This window comes from Streptomyces sp. bgisy130, from assembly GCF_057708345.1.
In genome coordinates, this window is record NZ_JBYISA010000029.1 from 20558 (window position 1) to 38424 (window position 17867).

The 17867-nt window shown below is 70.3% G+C and carries 9 protein-coding genes and 2 pseudogenes; 3 read left to right on the top strand and 8 right to left on the bottom strand.

Features of this window, described 5'->3' with window-relative positions; all coding sequences use genetic code 11:
• Positions 1–51 precede the first annotated feature (51 nt).
• Positions 52–1242, top strand: a complete 1191-nt coding sequence (locus AC3EUV_RS28840) for an SLC13 family permease (RefSeq protein WP_432142553.1) — start codon at positions 52–54, stop codon at positions 1240–1242.
• A 121-nt stretch (positions 1243–1363) separates the two neighbouring features.
• Here AC3EUV_RS28840 and AC3EUV_RS28845 read toward each other — a convergent pair whose 3' ends face one another.
• From AC3EUV_RS28845 to AC3EUV_RS28855, 3 genes are all read right to left on the bottom strand, one after another.
• A complete protein-coding gene (locus AC3EUV_RS28845; RefSeq protein ID WP_432142554.1) occupies positions 1364–2188 on the bottom strand; it encodes an inositol monophosphatase family protein in 825 nt (274 codons plus the stop codon).
• A 67-nt stretch (positions 2189–2255) separates the two neighbouring features.
• Positions 2256–2957, bottom strand: coding sequence for a hypothetical protein (locus AC3EUV_RS28850; RefSeq protein WP_435604206.1), 702 nt, complete (start codon positions 2955–2957; stop codon positions 2256–2258).
• 228 nt (positions 2958–3185) lie between these two features.
• Positions 3186–4145: a hypothetical protein gene (locus AC3EUV_RS28855; RefSeq protein ID WP_432142556.1), complete on the bottom strand. Its 960-nt coding sequence runs from the start codon at positions 4143–4145 to the stop codon at positions 3186–3188.
• Positions 4146–4556: 411 nt separating this feature from the next.
• Between AC3EUV_RS28855 and AC3EUV_RS28860 the strand changes: the two are divergent.
• Positions 4557–5458, top strand: a pseudogene (locus AC3EUV_RS28860) (cytochrome P450).
• A gap of 128 nt (positions 5459–5586) precedes the next feature.
• On the opposite strand, the gene AC3EUV_RS28865 reads toward AC3EUV_RS28860, so the two are convergent.
• Positions 5587–6363, bottom strand: coding sequence for a hypothetical protein (locus AC3EUV_RS28865; RefSeq protein WP_432142557.1), 777 nt, complete (start codon positions 6361–6363; stop codon positions 5587–5589).
• Positions 6364–6734: 371 nt separating this feature from the next.
• Between AC3EUV_RS28865 and AC3EUV_RS28870 the strand changes: the two are divergent.
• Positions 6735–7223: pseudogene (locus tag AC3EUV_RS28870) on the top strand (4'-phosphopantetheinyl transferase family protein); the annotation flags it as partial.
• Between the two features lie 324 nt (positions 7224–7547).
• Here the strand turns inward: AC3EUV_RS28870 and AC3EUV_RS28875 are convergent.
• From AC3EUV_RS28875 to AC3EUV_RS28890, 4 genes are all read right to left on the bottom strand, one after another.
• Positions 7548–10421, bottom strand: a complete 2874-nt coding sequence (locus tag AC3EUV_RS28875) for a helix-turn-helix transcriptional regulator (protein WP_435604207.1) — start codon at positions 10419–10421, stop codon at positions 7548–7550.
• A 599-nt stretch (positions 10422–11020) separates the two neighbouring features.
• Entirely contained in the window at positions 11021–11749 is a 729-nt protein-coding gene (locus tag AC3EUV_RS28880) for a helix-turn-helix transcriptional regulator (RefSeq protein WP_432142560.1), read from the bottom strand.
• A 454-nt stretch (positions 11750–12203) separates the two neighbouring features.
• Positions 12204–15023, bottom strand: coding sequence for a helix-turn-helix transcriptional regulator (locus AC3EUV_RS28885; RefSeq protein ID WP_435604208.1), 2820 nt, complete (start codon positions 15021–15023; stop codon positions 12204–12206).
• Between the two features lie 1153 nt (positions 15024–16176).
• Positions 16177–17583: an NDP-hexose 2,3-dehydratase family protein gene (locus tag AC3EUV_RS28890; RefSeq protein WP_432142571.1), complete on the bottom strand. Its 1407-nt coding sequence runs from the start codon at positions 17581–17583 to the stop codon at positions 16177–16179.
• Between the last annotated feature and the right edge of the window lie 284 nt (positions 17584–17867).

Sequence of the window (17867 nt, forward strand, 5' to 3'; positions counted from 1 at the left end):
CCATCCTATGTTTCCTCGTCAAGCGGCTGCACAGCGTTTACCCTTTTGCCTGTGCGTGCCATACAACGCCTGCATCCGCTGGACTGGCTTGCCGCCGGGCTGCTCGCCTGCGGTCTGCTGTTCACGGCGACGGGCCTGCTTCCCATGGAGTCGGCCGGACAGGCGATGGTCCGGATCGGCCCCCTTCTCGCCTTCCTCGCCACGGTCATCGTGCTGGCCGAACTCACCAGCGAGGCCGAGGTCTTCGACGTCGTCGCCTCGGGCGTGGCCCGTGCCGGACGGGGGCACTACGCACGGCTGTTCGTGCTGTGCGTGGCCTTCGCCGCGATCACCACGATCACCCTCAACCTGGACACCACGGCGGTGCTGCTGACCCCGGTGATGCTCGCGCTGGCCTCCCGGGTGAAGATCGCCGCGGTTCCGCTGGCGATGACGACGGTATGGCTGGCCAACACCGCCAGTCTGCTGCTGCCGGTGTCCAACCTGACCAATCTGCTGGCCGCCAACCGTGTGGCGCTCCGCCCCATGGAGCTGGCCGCCACGATGTGGGCTCCGCAACTGGCCGCCATCGCGGTGACGATGGGGTGTCTGTGGCTGTTCTTCTGGCGCCGGGGGCGGCGCGGGGCGGAAGCCTACATTCCCCCGGAGCGGCACCGCCCCGGCGACCGGGTGCTCTTCCGGGTGTGCGCCGTCGCCTGTGCGGGGTTCCTGCTGGCGATGCTGCTCGCCGATGTACCGCTGTGGCTGGCCTCCGCGACGGCGGCGGTCGTGGTGGTCGTGGCCTTTGCCGTGCGCCGTCCGGCCAGCCTGCGTCCGTCACTGGTGCCGTGGCGGCTGCTCGTCATGGTGCCCGGCCTTTTCCTGGTGGTGGAGACGGTCAACGTCAACGGACTGCATGAGCTCCTGACCGCCGCGGTGGGCACGGACGGCGGGGTTCTCGGCATGTTCCGCGCCTCGGCGGTCGGCGGCGGCCTGTCGAATGTCCTCAACAACCTGCCCGTCTATCTGGCGGGGGAGTCGGCCGTCCCTCTCGGGAACCACGAGCAGCTGCTCGCCCTGCTCATCGGCACCAATGTCGGCCCGGTGGTGACACCGTGGGCGTCGCTGGCCACCCTGCTGTGGTTCGAGCGCTGCCATGCCCAGGGCGTACGGGTGCCGCTGCGCAGCTTCATGGCAACGGGCGCGGTGCTCGCGGTGGGCGCGGTGCTGGCGTCCACGGCGGCGCTCGTGGCAACGAGATGAGAGGGCACACACGCCCCCCGGTACGCCGGGCAGGCGCCTCGCCGCGCCCGCGCGCCGCGCGGCCCGTAACGGACTTCGCGAGCCGGGCGGGACTTCGCGGGACAGCACTGCGGGACGGGCCTCAGCTCCGGCGGACGAGGTCGAGCAGATAGGGCAGGTCCTCCGGGCGGCCGGCGACAAAGCTGCGGTCGCTGTCGGGCCCGGCGAGGGTGCCCCGGAACGTGCCGCCGTCCAGGGCCCGGATCTCCAGCCCCGCCTCCGCCGCGAGCAGCGCCCCGGCGGGGAAGTCGATGAGCTCGGCCCGGTAGCCGACGAACCCGTCGATGTCGCCTCGGGCGAGCATCGACCAGGTCAGCAGCGGTGCCCAGAGTTGCAGCAGCCGCCGGGAGCCCGTCTCCAGGGCCGACTTGAGGGCCCGTGCGGCCGGATCGTCGCGGGCGACAGCGTGCCCCTGGGTCCAGGCGAGCAACGGCCCGGAGGCCGCGAGCGGGCCGCTGGGCCCCGTCATCCGCCCCAGCGGTCCGTAGGCCCCACAGCCGGTCAGGGCCGACCATGTCCGGTCGGTGACCGGCTCGTGGACGACGCCGACCACCGGTGTGTCGTCCACACACAGCGCCACACCGACCACATAGGCGGGCAGCCCGATGACGACGTTGTTGCTCCCGTCGAGCGGGTCGACCAGCCAGGTTCTGCGCGGGCCCGGCCCCGCCCCGGCGTCGCCTCCCAGCGCTCCCGCCTCCTCGGCGAGAATCAGGTCGTGCGGAAAGCGCTCGCGGATGCGCTGCACGACGAGCCGCTCGGCCAGCAGGTCGAGTTCGGTGACCACATCGCCACGGTCGTCCTTCGGCCGGACGCCGTACTCACCCTGGAAGCGCGAGCGCACCAGCGCGCCGGCCTCCCGTGCGATGGCCACGGCCAGGTGCCCCTCGGCCGCGAACCGCGACATGGCAAATGCCTCCGGTGCGGACGGCCCTGCCGAAGGCGGCCCCGGCGGGTCTCCCGGGCCGGCCGGGTCATTCCGGGTGGTGCCCATGGATCCTCCTGAGGGCGGAGCGCGCGCTCCGGGCGGTCCGAACGGCGTCGCATGTCTGTCGTACCACCCGGTGCCCGGTTCCGTGCACCGGTCCGAGGGACAGGTCGGTGTGCTGCGGGACCGAGCGGCCCAGCACCAGGGTGGCCGCGGCGCTGCCGCTCGGGACGACAGTGCTGTGGAACTCCCCGGCCGGCAGCCGGTAAACCTCCCCGCAGACGCTGGTCTGCTCGGGGCCGGGCTCGCAGCGGACCAGGCGTGAAGTCGGCTGGATCTCGTCCACCCCGGAGGGGCTGCTGTGCACCTCGAAGACCCTGTGCGTGGGCTGCGCATGCTCCGGACGCACCCGGATACGCAGATTCCCGACCTCGCCGTAGAGCACGAAGCTGGTCAGTTCCCAGCTGTGGCAGTGCAGGGGAGAGGTGGTGAGGGGGACCGGGCCGGCGGTGTCGGGCTCGAAGAGGTGCACACAGACGCCCTGGTCACCGTCGCGCAGCACCGGCAGACAGAAGAAGCCCAGCGGATGGCGGACGGCGTGCAGCTCACGCCGTCCGGCGGCGACCTCTTCGAGCGCGGTGGACGCCGCGCCGAAGAGCAGCTCGGCCCCTCCGTCCCGCCCCATGGCCCGTTCGAGAGTGCCGTAGTCCATGGGGAGTTGCCCGGGGTGTCGGCTCGGCGGGCTCACCTGGCCTCCCGAAGGGTGCTGCGGTCTGCGGGCCGGGCGGGACTCTGCGGACACGCCCTGGGCCGCGCACACGAGTGGCCGGTCGCATCGGGCTCTGCGGCACGGTGCCGGGCTGTGCCTGCGGCCCCGGTGTCGGTCGGCACCACGGCCCTCCTCTCCACGGTCGGCCGGGAAACAGGAGCCCAGGGGCGCCCGGTGGTGCCGGGCGCGCCCAGGCGTGGCAAGACATCAACTCCGATACGGGTTCTCCGCGTGCAGCGCCTTGTCGATGATCTCACTGACGTCTCTGTCGGTGACGGTGGAGGACAGCGCGAGGTCCAGGCTCTCGAAGAGCTGGCGTGCCTCGTCGACCGTGGGCTCGTCGCTGAGCGGCACCGCGTGGTGCAGGCTGAGGGCGAGGGCCTGCTCCCGGGCCTGGTGCAGCTCGGTGAGGTAGTAGTCGTAGAGCGGACGCCCCCGGTCCACCACGAGGTTGACCCGGCGCAGGTCGTCCTGCGTGATGATCAGGCACGAGTCGGTCAGGTCGAACCGGAGGGTGGGCACGACCGACGACAGATGCACGTCGATCTCCAGGACGTCCAGCCGCTGCTTGTACCAGCAGGCCGCCAGGACGGTGGCGTACGCCTCCTTGCGGGTGCGCTCGGCGCTCCAGGTCTGCCGCTGCGCCGTGTCCGCCTGACCGCCGTGGAAGGTCCGCCGGAAGCGGGCGTACGCCTCACACGCCTGTAGGTCCGCCGGGTTGACGATGTCGATCTTCATCGTGAGGGAGCGGCGCTGCTCCTGCGCCTTCCGGACGCACTCGGGGAGCGTGACTGCGCGCAGATATGTGCCCGTGCCGCCCTTGAACACCCAGCGGTCGGTGTTCTGACGGGCCTCGTCCAGGGCGCGCCGGACCTCGGTTCCGGACAGCGAGCGCACCATGGCGAGGTCTTCCAGCGCCTGCTGTGTCCCGGCCGTTGCCCCCTTGATGTCGGCGACCCGGCGCCGCCGTTCGGTGAGCGAACCGAAGACCAGCGCGGCCAGCACCAGCAGCGTGGCACCGGAGGTGACGTTGTCCGAAACGGCGTCGCTGAAGATGTCCATCAGGCCGACGACCATGGCGCCGGCAATGGCGACCACCCCGTCGAGGTGTCTGAAGGTCCACGCGACCGCGGCCTCGATCCGATGTCCTGTCGATGGTCCTGGCACGTGTCCTGAAGGTGCGTTTCTGCGCGCCACTCGGTCCAACTCCTCCCCCGGGTACCGCAATCGTAGGAGCTGAACCGCGTGGTCCGCCAGCAATTACGATCATCGATGGGTGCCATCTGCGCCACAGCTGCCGCACAGCGATACGTTCCCGATACCGGGCGTGCCACTCACCTCCGGAACCCCGGTCACCTGAAGCCGGCCTGCTCGCTCGTGCGCATGGTGGCCGCCCACCTGAGCGATGCGCTGCCCCTCGCGGACCTGCCGGAACCCTTCCGCGGGGCCGGTGCGCGCACGGGACCCGCCGTGGGTAGGAAGCGGGAAACGGGAAACTGGATGACGCGAGGGCGAGTTGAGGGGCCCTCGGCCCTCGGAACAGACTCGCGGGCAGGACTTGGGACAGGAGGCACCATTATGCGTATCCCCGGACCCGAGCACCAGGAGGACGGCGGGCTGAGCGCCGTTGCGGCTGCGGGCGGGCTGCACCGGTACCAGTTACGTCTGCACGAGGCGCACGGGCCCGTCGTGCGCTTCCAACTGCCGGGCGCGGACACGGCCGTGTCGGTCGCCGATCCCGTGCTTCTGGAAGTCACGGCGCACCTCGACGCGCGGCCCGAGGAGCTGTTCGCGTTCCTGGTCCCGCTGTGCGAGGCCGGCAACCTGCAAGTGCTGCCCGCCGACGAGCACACCCCCTGGCGCCGACTACTGCTCTCGGTGCTCGCCGGACGGCCGGCTCACGAGCGGCACTTCGCGCGCTTCACCGAGCTGGCGCGGGAGCTCGCGGACCGCGCCGCCATCCCGACGCGGCCGATCGCGTCGCCGCCGAACTGGACCAGGTATTGGGGGAGCGCGCCACGCCCGATTACGGTGATCTGCGGCGGCTCACGTATCTGGACATGGTGCTCAAGGAGTCGATGCGCCTGTTCCCGCCCGGCCCGTACGGCGCACGCGAGACGACCGAGGACCTGGCTCTGGGCCCGTACGAGGTCCCGGCCGGGACGACGGTGTTCTATCCGTTCTGGGCGGTGCATCTGAACCCTGAGCACTGGCCCGAGCCGGAGCGGTTCGACCCCCAGCGGTTCACGCCGCAGGAGGTGGCCAAGCGGCCGCGGCTCGCGTACGTCCCCTTCGGGATCGGGCCACGCAGCTGCGAGGGCGCCGCTTTGGCCACGGTCGAGGCCCAGCTTGTCCTGGCCGTCCTCCTCAAGCGCCTGCGCTTTCGGCCCGCGCCGGGGCACGAGGTGACGCCGGTGGAACGGTTCGTGCTGTGGGCACGGGACGGGATCCGGATGATGGTGCGGGCACGGGACCTCTAGGGGTGTCCGCAAAGTCCCGCCTGGCTCGCGACGCCGGATGCAGCCAACACCTCGGTAGCGGCCCATCCGTGTTCGCCGTACCGATGACGAGCCTTCCAGGGCTGATGACGCCTCAGCGCCTTGACCACCTACCTGGGACGCAGGGAGGGCCGCGAGCCCTCCAGGGGTTCGTGGCTTCGCAGGGGCATGGGCGCTTTGAGCAGCCTGAGCGCGGCGCAGCAGATGAGGAACACGGTGAGGCAGCACGAGAGTCCGAGGGTTTCGATGGGGATGAGGCTGGTGGTGCCGTCGGTGAAGATGCAGTCGACGGCCGGTGGCAGAAAGCTGCGCTCGGTATGCACGATTTCGCCGGAGGGCGCGGAGTGCAGATGAGCCACTTGCCAGCGGAAGCACGCATTGTCGAGATCGACGGTCGACAGGCTCATGAGCGGGGCGACTCCGGTGGCCCAGATGGTGGCGGCGGCCGCGGGCGCGAGGACCGTGCCCGCTCTGGCCCAGCGCGGTGTACGCGAGCTGAGAGCTATCGCCCTGGCGACCGTGCCTGCGACCAGGAGGGCTGCCCCGCACCACAGCAGCCAGGTGCCCGCGGCCGTGGGGTGGCTGGGGCCGTAGGTCGATGAATCCGTCCAGTAGCACGCCAGGCGTGGGGGGAACAGGTCGACGCGGACGTGGGTCAGCGGATAGTCGTTGTCGAGGGTCCGCTGCCCGCATGCCTCTGTCGGTCGCGTCAGGGCGAAGCCGTAGGCGAGTGTGTGGAAATACCCCACGGTGCCCGTACTCATGCCCAACACCCACCAGCGCTGGTGCCGTACGGGATGGCACCGGCGCTTCCAGACCAGGTAGGCGAACACCCCGACGGTTAACCAGATGCCCAGCACCAGCCACAGGAACAGCCACGCAAACACCTTTCGCCCCCTTCGTCTCATCCCCAGACGGAAGGAGTCTCTTGGCGGTTCCGGGGCCGGACGAGACAGCCCTCCTGAGCGCCGATGTTTTCGAGGCGGCCGGGGCCCTGCGGCGTCTGGGCGAGCAGACTGCCGGTGCGGTTGCGTCCGCCCTGGGCGACGAATGACGGTGTCCGCCCAGCGGGGCGGAATGGCCCTCCAGGGCCGGGAAAGTCTGGTCATTTCCTTGGGACTGAGGCGTGGTCACCCATTGCGGTGGTTCTGTCCAGGCGCGCGTTCTAGTGTCGGGCCCTGCCGCGCCGTGAGCTACTGCTCCGCGCCGACGGCCGGCGAGGCGCGCCCGCACAGAAGCAAGGACAGGAGACCCCGCGATGATCGACGAGTTACTGCCGGAGACGGTCTCCGCGGCGGAGATCTTCGGCGAACCGCCGCCCGCGGCGCTCCTGCCCGAGGAAGAGGCCCTTGTCTCCCGCGCGGTCGACAAACGCATACGCGAGTTCGCGGCGGGCCGTTGGTGTGCCCGCCGGGCAATGGCCGAACTCGGCTCGCCGCCCGTACCGATCCTTCCGGGGCCACGCGGGGAACCGCGCTGGCCGGCTGGGCTCGTCGGAGCCATCACCCACTGCGAGGGGTACGCCGCCGCGGTCGTCGCACGGTCCACGGAGGTGCTTGCCCTCGGCATCGACGCCGAGCCGGCGGAGCCGCTGCCGGACGGGGTTATGGAAGCGGTGGCGCTGCCCGGGGAACGCGCCGGACTTCCCCGGAATCCTTACGGCGCGCCGCCGTTGCCCTGGGACCGGATGCTGTTCAGCGCCAAGGAGTCCGTCTACAAGGTGTGGTTCCCGATGACCGGGCGTCCGCTGGAATTCGAGGACGCATTCCTCTCCTTCGACCCGGACGACGGGACCTTCACCGCGCGGCTGCTGGTGCCCGGATGGCAGCTCGGCGATGCGGTACTGACCGGCTTCGAAGGACGCTGGGCCGTTCGGGCGGGCCTGGTCATGACCGCGGTCGCCGTCCACGCCGTCTTAGGGCGGGCGGACGGGCCCGACGCCCGGTGCCGCGGCACCGGCAGCGCCGTGACCGGCCGGTGCGGCACGGCCGGCGCGGACCGGAGCAGTTGGGGCGCCGGGCGGGAGACCGCTCCCCGCGGCACACTGCGCAGAAGCCCTACGGCCGGGACGTCACTTCGCGGTATTTCCGGAGCCGAAGAACCGGCCGAGGCCCCGCCGCCCGGACACCCCGACCTTGCGGTACACGGAGGTCAGATGTTGCTCGACGGTGCGCTGGGTCACGAACAGCTCCTCGGCGATCTCCCGGTTGGTGCCACCGGCCGCGGCCATCCGCGCCACCTGGGCCTCACTCGGGGTCAGCGACTCCACACCGCTCGAGGTGACCGTGCGGGGACGGGCGCCGGTGGCCAGCAGCGCGTCGTTGGCCTGGGCGTGCAGCTGGGCCGCGCCGAGCGCATACGCAAGGTCGAGCCCTTGACGCAGCGTCTCCCGCGCCGCTTCCGTGCGTCCGCACGCATGGAGGGCGGAGCCGTAGTCGACCAGCGTACGGGCCCGTTCGAGCCGCGCCGGAGAGCCGTCGAGGGCGGACAGCGACTCCTCCAGCATGCCCAGCTTCCTCGTACCGTTCTCCGTCGTTGCGAGGAGCCGCAGACCGGCGCCCAGCGCATCGGTCAGCCTCCCCTTCCGGGCTCGTTCCACGGCGCTCTCCGCGAGCTCCCGGGCAGCCGCCGGTGCGCCCAGGGCGAGGTGGGCACGACCGGCCCAGAACCACCAGGACGACACGGCCGGACTCGTCCGGGTCCACTGGACCTGCCGTCTACCGGCCTCCAGGAGGTCCTCCAGCGCCCCCTTCGGATCCAGGTGGGTGAGCCGCAGCCGTCCCCTCGCGCACAGGAACTCGTTCCACTGCCAGGTGTCCAGGCTCGTCGAAGGGAAGGTCTGCGCGGCCGCCGCATGGGCGCCGGCGAGATCACCGGAGTCGATCAACGCATGGATCTGGGTGGAGACGGGCAGCGCCAGCGTGCGGCCCCAGTCGCGGGGCGGCACCACATCCAGCGCCGACCGCGTGGCCGCCAGCGCCTCGGACAGCGCCCCCAGCCGGTAGCGCGCCTCGGCGCGCAGCGCCTGGCACAGGCCGTACAGCAGCAGCCGATGGCTCTGCCGGCTGACGTCGATGACCCGCTGATAGGCGGCATCCGCCTCGTCCGGCAGTCCCGCGTACAGCAGCGCCGTCGCCGCCGTGGTCAGGAAGAACGGCGAGTCGACACCGGGCACGCTGCTCTCCAGCATGCGGCGGGCCGCGGTGGCCGACTCCTGCGCCCGGACCGCGCGCACCGAGCACAGGCCGGCCCCCGCGGCGATCAGGGCCCGCTCACCGGGGGTGTTGCCGGGCCGGCTGATGTCGAACGGATACTCCTGCAAGGTCACCGCGAAGCTCGTCAGGTCCTCGGCCGACGCCATCAGCCGCTGCCCCTCCAGAAGGCGTTGCAGATCGGCGTCGCCGACCGTCGGCGCCTCCTCGGCGAGCAGCCGCACCGCCTGGAGGGACTGCCCGCTGCGGATCAGGCCACTGGCCAGCGAGCTGAGCAGACGGAAGCGCAGCGGTGGCTCATGCACATGCTCCAGCGCCGCCTGGAGATGCCGGACACTCGCCGGCGGGTCCACGCCCGCCTCGGCCAGACCCAGCTCCACGAGGACCGGAGTGTCCTCGGGCGTCCGCCCCTCCTCGGGCAGACAGTGCCGCAGCAGATCCACCGCCAGTGCCGGGGCACCACGGAACGACGCCTCCCGGGCGGCCTCCCGCAGCACGGTCACCGCCCAGTCCTCGGTGGCCGGCCGGGTGGTCATCAGCAGATGGCCCGCCACCTGCTCAGCACGCGCCCCCGCGTCCAGCAGCAGGCGGGCAGCGTGCTGGTGCTCCTCCGCGAGCTGTTCGGGTGGCAGGTCCGCCAGGATGACTTCCCTGATCAGCCCGTGATTGAAGGACCATCTGCGGCCGTCGTCGACCTCCGAGACCCATCCGTTGGAGCGCAGCGCCCGCATCGCGGCGGAGTGCGTCGCGTCATCCAGCCCAGCCAGCCGTGCGCACACCTCCGGCAGGGCATCGTCGCCCATCACGGCCAGTGCGCGGCCCGCCGCGGCGGACTCGGGCTGTTGCTCCAGGACGGAACGGACCGCTTCGTGGAAGAAGGCACCGTCGTGCGCGGTGACGTACGGCAGACCATCGACGGTCGGTGGCCGGCCGCCGAGCCACAGGGCGCTCAGCAGGGAGTGGACGAGCAGGGGGTTGCCGCCGGTGATCGCCAGGCAGGCTTCGTGGAACTCGTCGTCCGCCTCGTGGCCGAAGACGGTCTTCACCAGATGGCCGATCCCTTGGTGGGTCAGCGGACCGGGCCGCAGCACCCGGCAGAGCGGCTGGCCGGCGATGTCACCGAGGAGTGCGGCGTCCGTCGCTGCGTCGCCGGTGCGCTGGGACAGCACCAGCAGGATGGGAAGGCCTTCGATCCGGCGCGCGAGGTGGGTCAGGAAGCGCAGGGACGCCATGTCGGCGCAGTGCGCATCGTCGACCACGATCACGAGCGGCGCCTCCGCCGCCAGATTGCAGGTGAACCAGTACAGCCCGTGCAGCACGGCGTACGACATGTCCTCGGTGGGGAGGAGGGCGTCGCACGGCAGCTTCTCACCGCTGAGCGCCTGCGCGGCGGTACGGGCACCGTCCAGCAGCCGGGTGAGCTGCGGTTCGTCGAGGGAGGCCAGCAGCGGTTCGAAGAGCTGGCGCACGACGCCGAACGGGAAGTCCTGCTCCAGAGCGTCGCAGCGGGCCGTCAGCACATACAGACCGTCGGGAGGGAGCGTGGACACCAGCCTGTCCAGCAGCAGACTCTTCCCGATGCCGACGACGCCCTCCAGGAGCGCGATACCGCCTGATCCGGCGCGGGCGTCCTGTACGAGAGCGGTGAGGGAGGACATCTCCTCCTCGCGATTGACGAGCGTCAACCGGTCCCGCCGGCATTCGAACGTGTCGGTGTCTATCCCGTCGGTCATCGGGAGTCTCCTCTGCACGCACCTGCACCCGGCACGGTCGTTCCGGGCGGTCCGCCGTGGGCAGGGACACAGCATGCGGGTGGCCGTCGGTCGTCGGCCGGTCCGCTCCCGCGCAGGCCCCGCGTGGTACGCGGCGACGCTCGTGCGCAGGGGAATACTGCCGGTGCATTGCTGTCTCCTTGCCCTCTCCCCGTAGGGGCGCTTTCCCCAGTTTCGCCTATGTGCAGCGAACCGGAGACCGCCGGGGGTACCCCGGAGGCGAAGCTTTGGCGAAGACATCTCCCCAAAGGCCATATGGGTGCTGCGCCGGAGCACGCCACGTGCCCGTCCCGGGCCGGAAGTGAGCCCCGTGCACGTGTGGCAGGGACCGGGCGGGTGCGACAGCGGCGAGGGAGCGGCAAAACGAACGCTTCGTCAAATGAGCGTGGGGATACGGGGGATGAGTCGGCCCGCCTGGATCCATCCGCCGCCGCGCCAACGCAACACCGGCTCCGCGAGGAGAGGGGGACCGTCCTCACGGAGCCGGCGGCGGGTGCGCAGAGAAGGGGTGCCGGGGTGCCCCACCGGGGCCCCGCTGTGCTGACGGTCGTTCTGCTGCCTTATGAGGCCCGGGAGTTCGTCATGTCCGACGTGGTCCGCCGGCCGCCCGGGACGGCCGACGCCGGGGCCTCGGGGCGGGCGGCTGCGGAGCGCCGCCGGGGAGTGTCCGTGCGGCGGCCGCGGCTGCGCCGGCTGTCGGCGTCCTTCACGAACTCGGGGAGGACCCTGGGGGGCCAACTGCCGATGGTGAGCATCCCCATGGAGTGGGCCCGGGCGACCAATGCGGCTCGATTGGGTGCCTTGAGCCGACGCAGCATCAGGCCGACGTGATACTCCACGCCTTGCCTACTGAGGTAGAGCCGGGCGGCCAGCTGCACCGTGGAGGCGCCACTGGCGACGCCTTGGAGGATCTGTGCGTCGAGCTCGGAGAGCAGCTGCCTGCGCCCTGCCGGCGCGTCCTCCTGGGCGGTGAGCGAGGCCGACGCGTCGTCGGGCCGGACGACCACGACGAACGACGGAGCCTGTTCCGACTCGCTCCGCACCGCTATGCCGGTCAGTTCGCCCGAGAACGGCACCTCCTCGCCCCGGATCCCCACCATCCGTTCCACGAATCGTGCGCGCTGTCCCTCGGCCAGGCGGGCGAAGTGCCGGTTCAGCAGCCCGGGAGCGCTGGGATGCAGAAGCGAGTAGAGGCTGCGTCCACACGTTTCGGCGGAGTCCTGGTCGAACAGCCGGAAGAACTCCGCGTCGGCGGCCGTGATCGCCAGCGATTCGTTGAGGCTCGCCATACATGCGTGTGGGTGGTCGATCGGGCGCCGTCCAGCTCCGAGGGCGGGCTGGTCGGGCACTCGCGGGGGGTGGGGGGGCTGGGGGTGCGGGGGCGCCGCCAGCGGCATCAGGTCGGCGTATTGCTGGGATGTCAAGGGAGCTACCGTCTTTCTGCGGTCGACGCACCGGGAAATGCGACCGTCGAATGAGGCATTGGTCGTCCTCGCTCCACCGTTCCACTGGAGCGAAGTTCATTACTTGCATTGGTATTTCGCTGTTCAAACCCTAGGAACGCCGTATCCCGGGAGTCAACGCAACAAGTGGCGCATAGCAAAACACTGTGGTGTCTCGGTGCGGTGGTTCGGTATCAATACGGTGCGGTAGCAATAACTCTTTGTCATGGCAGGATTGTTGAGTGAGGCCGACGTCGCCATGCGACGCCGGCCCCTACGACAAAGACGAGGGTGCGGGAGGTCAGCAGGCCGCCGCCGCGCCGGGCGAGCTGGGCTGCCGGTCGAGTTCTCGCAATGCAGCGGAGAGATGCACCCGCCCTGGAATTGACATCTTTCGGTAGCAATTCGTCAGATGTTTTTCCACGGCGCGACACGTGATGTTCAGCTCGTTGGCGATCGTCTGGTTCGTCCTCCCCGAGGCGGCCAGCTCGGCGACCTTCCGCTCTGCGGGAGTCAGTTGACCGCGGGTGGCCTCCGGGTCCGGTGGTGCCTCGGCGAGCAGCACCTTCGCTCGCCGGGCCAGCCAGGGGGTATCGCACTCGACTGCCCCCGCGTAGGCCCGGCGCAGCGCCGCGCGGCCCTGGGTGTCGGCCGGGCCGAGGCGCTCGCCGAGGTCCAGCAGGGCCTGGCACAACTCGAAGCGGTTGGCGGACAGTTGCAGTACCTCCACGGCCTCTCTCAGCACATCGGTGCTGCCCGGACCCTCGACCATGTGGCTGTACACGCGCAGCGCCCGGCCGAGCGGCCCCGGCGCCCCCCAGGCACGGGCCCGTTGCACCTCCAGCGCACTCAGCTCCCTGGCCTGCTCGCGCTCACCGAGGTGGCGGTGCAGAAATGCGGCGGCCGAGGCCCAGGGGAGCAGCGCCGGGTTGAGCCATCCGCACTGCTCAAGACGCCGCCCGGCGTCGAGGAAGTGGCCCAGCGCCGCATCCGGATCGCCCTTCCGTGCCGCGCTCTGCCCCTTCAGCATGGCCAGTCCCGACCACACATACGGCTCCCCCTCCGCCCGGTACTTGACGGCGAGCAGCCGGTCGGCGAGCTGGTGGTCCCCGGTGAGGATCGAGCACGTGGCGAGGGTCATCGACGACAGGGTGAAGACTTCCTCCTGCTTCGCCCCGGCCAGTTCGAAGGCGGCGAGCGCCTGCTTCTTGGCCACCGTCAGACGGCCGCGGGCCAGCGAGACAAGTGCCTGTTCGGTGCCGATCAGCGCCTGCTCCACGCGCGTCTGCCGCCCCTCCGCGTTCTGCTGGACCGCGTCGAGCCAGGAACCCAGCTCCTCGATGGCGTCCGCTGCCACGAGGCCGGCCACCACCAGCGGCATGGTGGTGTGCACATGCGAGGGCAGAGCCGGCTCGCGCTCCAGGACACGCTTCGCGAGCTGTGCCACCTCATGGGCAGGCAGCGCGTTGGAGAACGTCGCGGCACCGATCAGCGGGGCGAGCAGCTCCCGCTCGGCCACGGTGTCGGTTTTCGGCTCGGGACCCAGACCGACGAGACGGGCCACGGAGCCGGCCAGCTTCTCCGGATCCGGCAGGGTCGAATGCCGGATGCGGGCCTCCAGGCGCAGCGCGAGTTCCCGTTCCGGTCCGTGCAGCCGGTCCTCGGGCCCCAGCTCGTCCGCCGCCTCTTGCAGCAGCTCGTGGACGGGCAGCAGAGTCGAGGGGAACGCGCTGGGCGCAAGCCGCACCACGGCCTGCGCGCGCTGCACGGGGCCGTCGCACAGCAGGACGGCCTGGGCGATGTGCCGCACGGACGTGTACGGGGCGAAGCTGCGTTCCGACGTGGCCAGGTCGACCAGCAGTTCCGCCCTTTCCTTGTCCGGTGAACTGGCCATCAGGGCCCGCCGCAGATAGCGTGCGGAGACCTCGGGCGCGCCCCTGCCCTGCGCGGTGCGGGCCGCCGCGCGCAGCACCTCGGTGGCCCACGTGTAGGTCGGTGCGGTGAGGGCCATCAGATGCCTTGCCACCTGCTCGGGAGGCCGGCCGGACCGGTGCAGCAGCTCGGCCGCCAGCGCATGCATGGCGGTCCGTTCCTCCAGGGGTATGCCCTCCGCCACCGCTTCCTGCACGAGGGCGTGCACGTACCGGGAATGCTGTCCGCCGGCCGTCAGACCGAGATCCGTCAGCTTCCGCAGGGCATGGTCCCGCCCGGTGGAGTCCACCTCGGCCAGCTTGCTCAGCAGCTCCGGGGTCATATCGTCCCCGAGCACGGCCATGGCGCGGGCAATCCTCCCGACCTCCTCCACTTGCGCGTCCAGGCGCAGCAGCAGCCGGTGTCGCAGTGCGGCGGGCCGGAGTGCGGCGGCAGTCTCCGCGTTGTCCGCGACGGGCTGGAGGTCCCGGTGCGCGGCATCCGCCAGAAGGCAATGGAGTATCAGGGGATTGCCGCCGGTGACCCGGTGGCAGGCCGCGGCGAACGCCCGGTCCGGCGCTTCGCCGTGATACCGGCGGATCAGCGCGTGAGTGTCCTGCCAAGCGAGGTTTCCCGGGCGCAGGATGTGCGTGGCATGTTCGATGACACCCTGGACCGCCGGATGTCCGGCAAGGCCGTCACCCTCGCGGACGGCACACACCAGGAGCACCGGCAGGCCGGCGAGCCGCCCGCTCAGATGCCGCAGCCAGTGGAGGGTGGCCGGGTCTGCCCACTGTAGTTCGTCGACGAGTAGCAGAACGGGCTGGTCGCGGGCCATGTTCTCGATGAGCGCGGTGAGGCTGTCCAGAACGGGCTGTGCCGGTACCGCACCAACGGGCAGGCCGGCTTCGAGCGCGCTGCGCGCATGACTCGCGCTCCCCGCGGTCCATCGCGCCATTACCTCCGGCGAAGCGTGCCGTAGCGTCGGTTCCAGGAGCTGGCGGGCCGCCCCCAGGGGGAAGTCCCGCTCCATCGGCGCCGCGTTCACCCGCAGGCGCAGGGCTCCCTGCGCCGCGCGAAGGGCGCCGATGCCGTCGAGGAGTGCTGATTTACCGACCCCCAACGGACCGGTGACCAGTACCAGAGCACCTCGCCCTCTTTCGAGGGCGGTGGCTGCCAGGTCGAGTTCCACCTCGCGGTCCAGCAACATCAGGTTCAGATCCCTTCAGACCGCGAGCTGTTTTTGCAGCGGCGTGTGCCGAGGGTTTCGCACACTGTGCGGACGAGCGGGGAGCGGTACCGGGCATCTCCCGACCGCACCGCCGTCGGTGCTCGGCGCACAGGGCGCGTACTGCTACGGCCATGCCGCCGTAGGTGGCACCGGCGGTGGGGCAGGAAGCGCAGAAATCCGGCTGGGCAGTGCGGTCGAGGCAGCCTGTCGGGTTTCTGCCGCTTACGCCGGGCGCCCGGCGTGTATTGCAGGTTTCTGTTGATTCCTGTCGGTGCTCACCTTCCAACGGCAGTGTGATGCACAGGTATTTCGTCGTTCTCCGTGTTCAAGGTTGCCACATCCGCAGGGAGTCCTCGCCGATCTCTGAAGGGCGGTAAGGAAAGACTCGGCGGTAGCGTCTCCGGAAAAGGATTTGGTGTGACAGGTATCCGTCATGAATGTTTTTGCCGGAGTTCGGGTTTGCTGCGGCTCCGAGCGGTGCAGGCACAGTGGATCGCACGGTGACGGCAAAGCAGGAATTCGCGGGGGAGCCAAGTCGTAGCGGTGTGACCAAAGTTACGCACAAATCTCAGGTGTCCTGCGAGGTTCTTGAGGAGAATCTGAGGCTTCTCCTCCGCCGGGGCCCACGGCTTGTGGCCGGGGGGAGGCGTCTCGGTCCGGCCGCCTCTTGGGGTGAGCGGGCAGCCGGAGTCGAACCCCCTCAGTCATGCCTGTCCGGCTGTCTGACAAGCTCACGAGGCATCGTGGAACCCCAGGTGAGAGGTGTCAACCGGGCCAACGGCCCTGTCTGCACCGGCGAACGTCGCGGATTGCATCGGCGCAGGTCGTGGCTGGTTCCATGCCCTGGCGGTGATCGAGTTCGGCCACTCTTCTAGGGAAATACACAGAAGTGACCCGTGGCCGTTGACGCCTCTCCTGCGGCGACCACAGGATGCGAGGCATGGCCGACCTGGACAGCGGGACAGCAGAGGTACCCTCCCAGCGCGTCGATGCGGGGGAGGCGTGCTGAGCGACCTGCGGGGCGCCATCGCTGGGCTGCCGGTGCACAGGAACCCCGGGGGCCCCGCGAACGCCGACGGGACCGGCGTCCCGGGGCGGCCCGGAACGCCGGTCACGAACGCGTCGATTTCGGCTACCGGATCGTCCTCATCCCCGCGACCAGCGTCCTGGCCTGCACATTCAGATGGTGGCTGTACTTCAGCAGTTCAGCTATTTGACAGAGCGTCACCCAACGGAAGTCCTCGGGCGCCTCGGTCGGGAAGTCCTCGTCCACCTCGATGATCAGGTAGCGACTGCGGGCATGGCGGAAGCGGCCGCCCTCCTCCGACAGCACGGCATCGAACAGCGTCCGCCCCGGACTGTGGTCCAGCACGGCATCGAGATACCGGGGACGGTCCGCGGCGGGAAGATGGGCATAGCTCTCCGGAGTGCACTGCACAGTGGGCCCGAGCTCCACCACATCGAGGAACCCCGGCTCGACCCGTGCGCTCAGCAGCGCGTGCGGCACCCCGCCGATCCGCTTCACCAGCAGCGCGGCAATCCCCAGCCCGTGCGGTTCGAGCAGCGGCTGTGACCAGGCCGGGACCTCACGCCGGTGCGAGCTGACATCGACCGCGACGATACTGAAGAAGAGCCCGCTCTCGTGCGAGATCGCCTCGTCCGAACGGCGCCAGCCCACCGCCTCGCGCAGCGGCAGCGGCTCGGTGGTGATCTCGTGCCGGGCCCGTCGCGTCGTGACCCAGCTGCGGATCTCCGTATCGGAGTGCAGGCCGGCATGGGCCGTCGACGAACCCGCGCGCCAGTCGGGGATGCAGGACAGCACCGTACGGGCATCCATGTTCACCAGATCGGGATGGCGCAGCAGCGCACCGAGCTGGCCCAGCGTGACCCAGCAGAAGTCCTCGCCCGCCTCGACCTCGGGGCCCACCTCGACCACCATGTTGCGGTTGCGCTTGCGGAAGAACCACGACCCCTGCTCGGACTGGAGCACATCGGCCAGCACCCGGCGCGGATCGGGGTCGATGAAGCAGTCCATGTACGGCACAGCGGAACCGCCGTGCACGCGCGTGTAGTTGCTCTTGGTGGCCTGCACCGTGGGGGAGAGCTGCACCCCGTTGATGTTCCCCGGCTCAGGCTTGGCCTGCATCAGACAGTGCAGCACCCCGTCGATCTCGCGGACCGCGATGCCCAGCACACCGATCTCCGGCTGGTGGATGATCGGCTGGCACCACTCGCGGACCGGCCCGTAGTCGGAGCGGACCCGGATGCCCTTGATGGAGAAGAACCGCCCGCTGTCATGCCGCAGATTCCCGCTTCCGGGAGCGAAGTTCCAGCCCCGTAGTTCCTCGAAGGCGATACGGCTGACCTCCAGCGCATGGGTACGCTGCCGCTCCTCGAACCACGCGTGAAACGCCTTGTTGCTCATCACCCCGCCATCGGTGGCGAGCGCGGAGGCAGCCAGCCGGCAGGACAGTGCCACCGCCCGCCGGGAAGACAGTGCGGGGCCGGGTGACTGCGACGGCTCCACTGTGCTGTCCAAATGCATTGCTGCACCCCTCCATGCTGATGTGTGTACGGCACCGGACGGCCGCCCTTTCCCTTCACAGCCTGCACCGGAGAGTCCTGGCATTCACCTAGTCCTTCTGCGCCTCGCCCCCGGCGGCCGGGCGGGGCGGCCAGGGCACCGAAGCGCCCGGGAAACGGGTACCGGTCCGCCTCCGAAGGCTTGCCCCAAGCGGCCGCGCGCTGGTGCGGAAGCCCTGCTCAGGGCGGTACGGAAGGACCTTCTGCCGCGCCTAGGAGTTCCCCTAGAGGTGGCCTTCG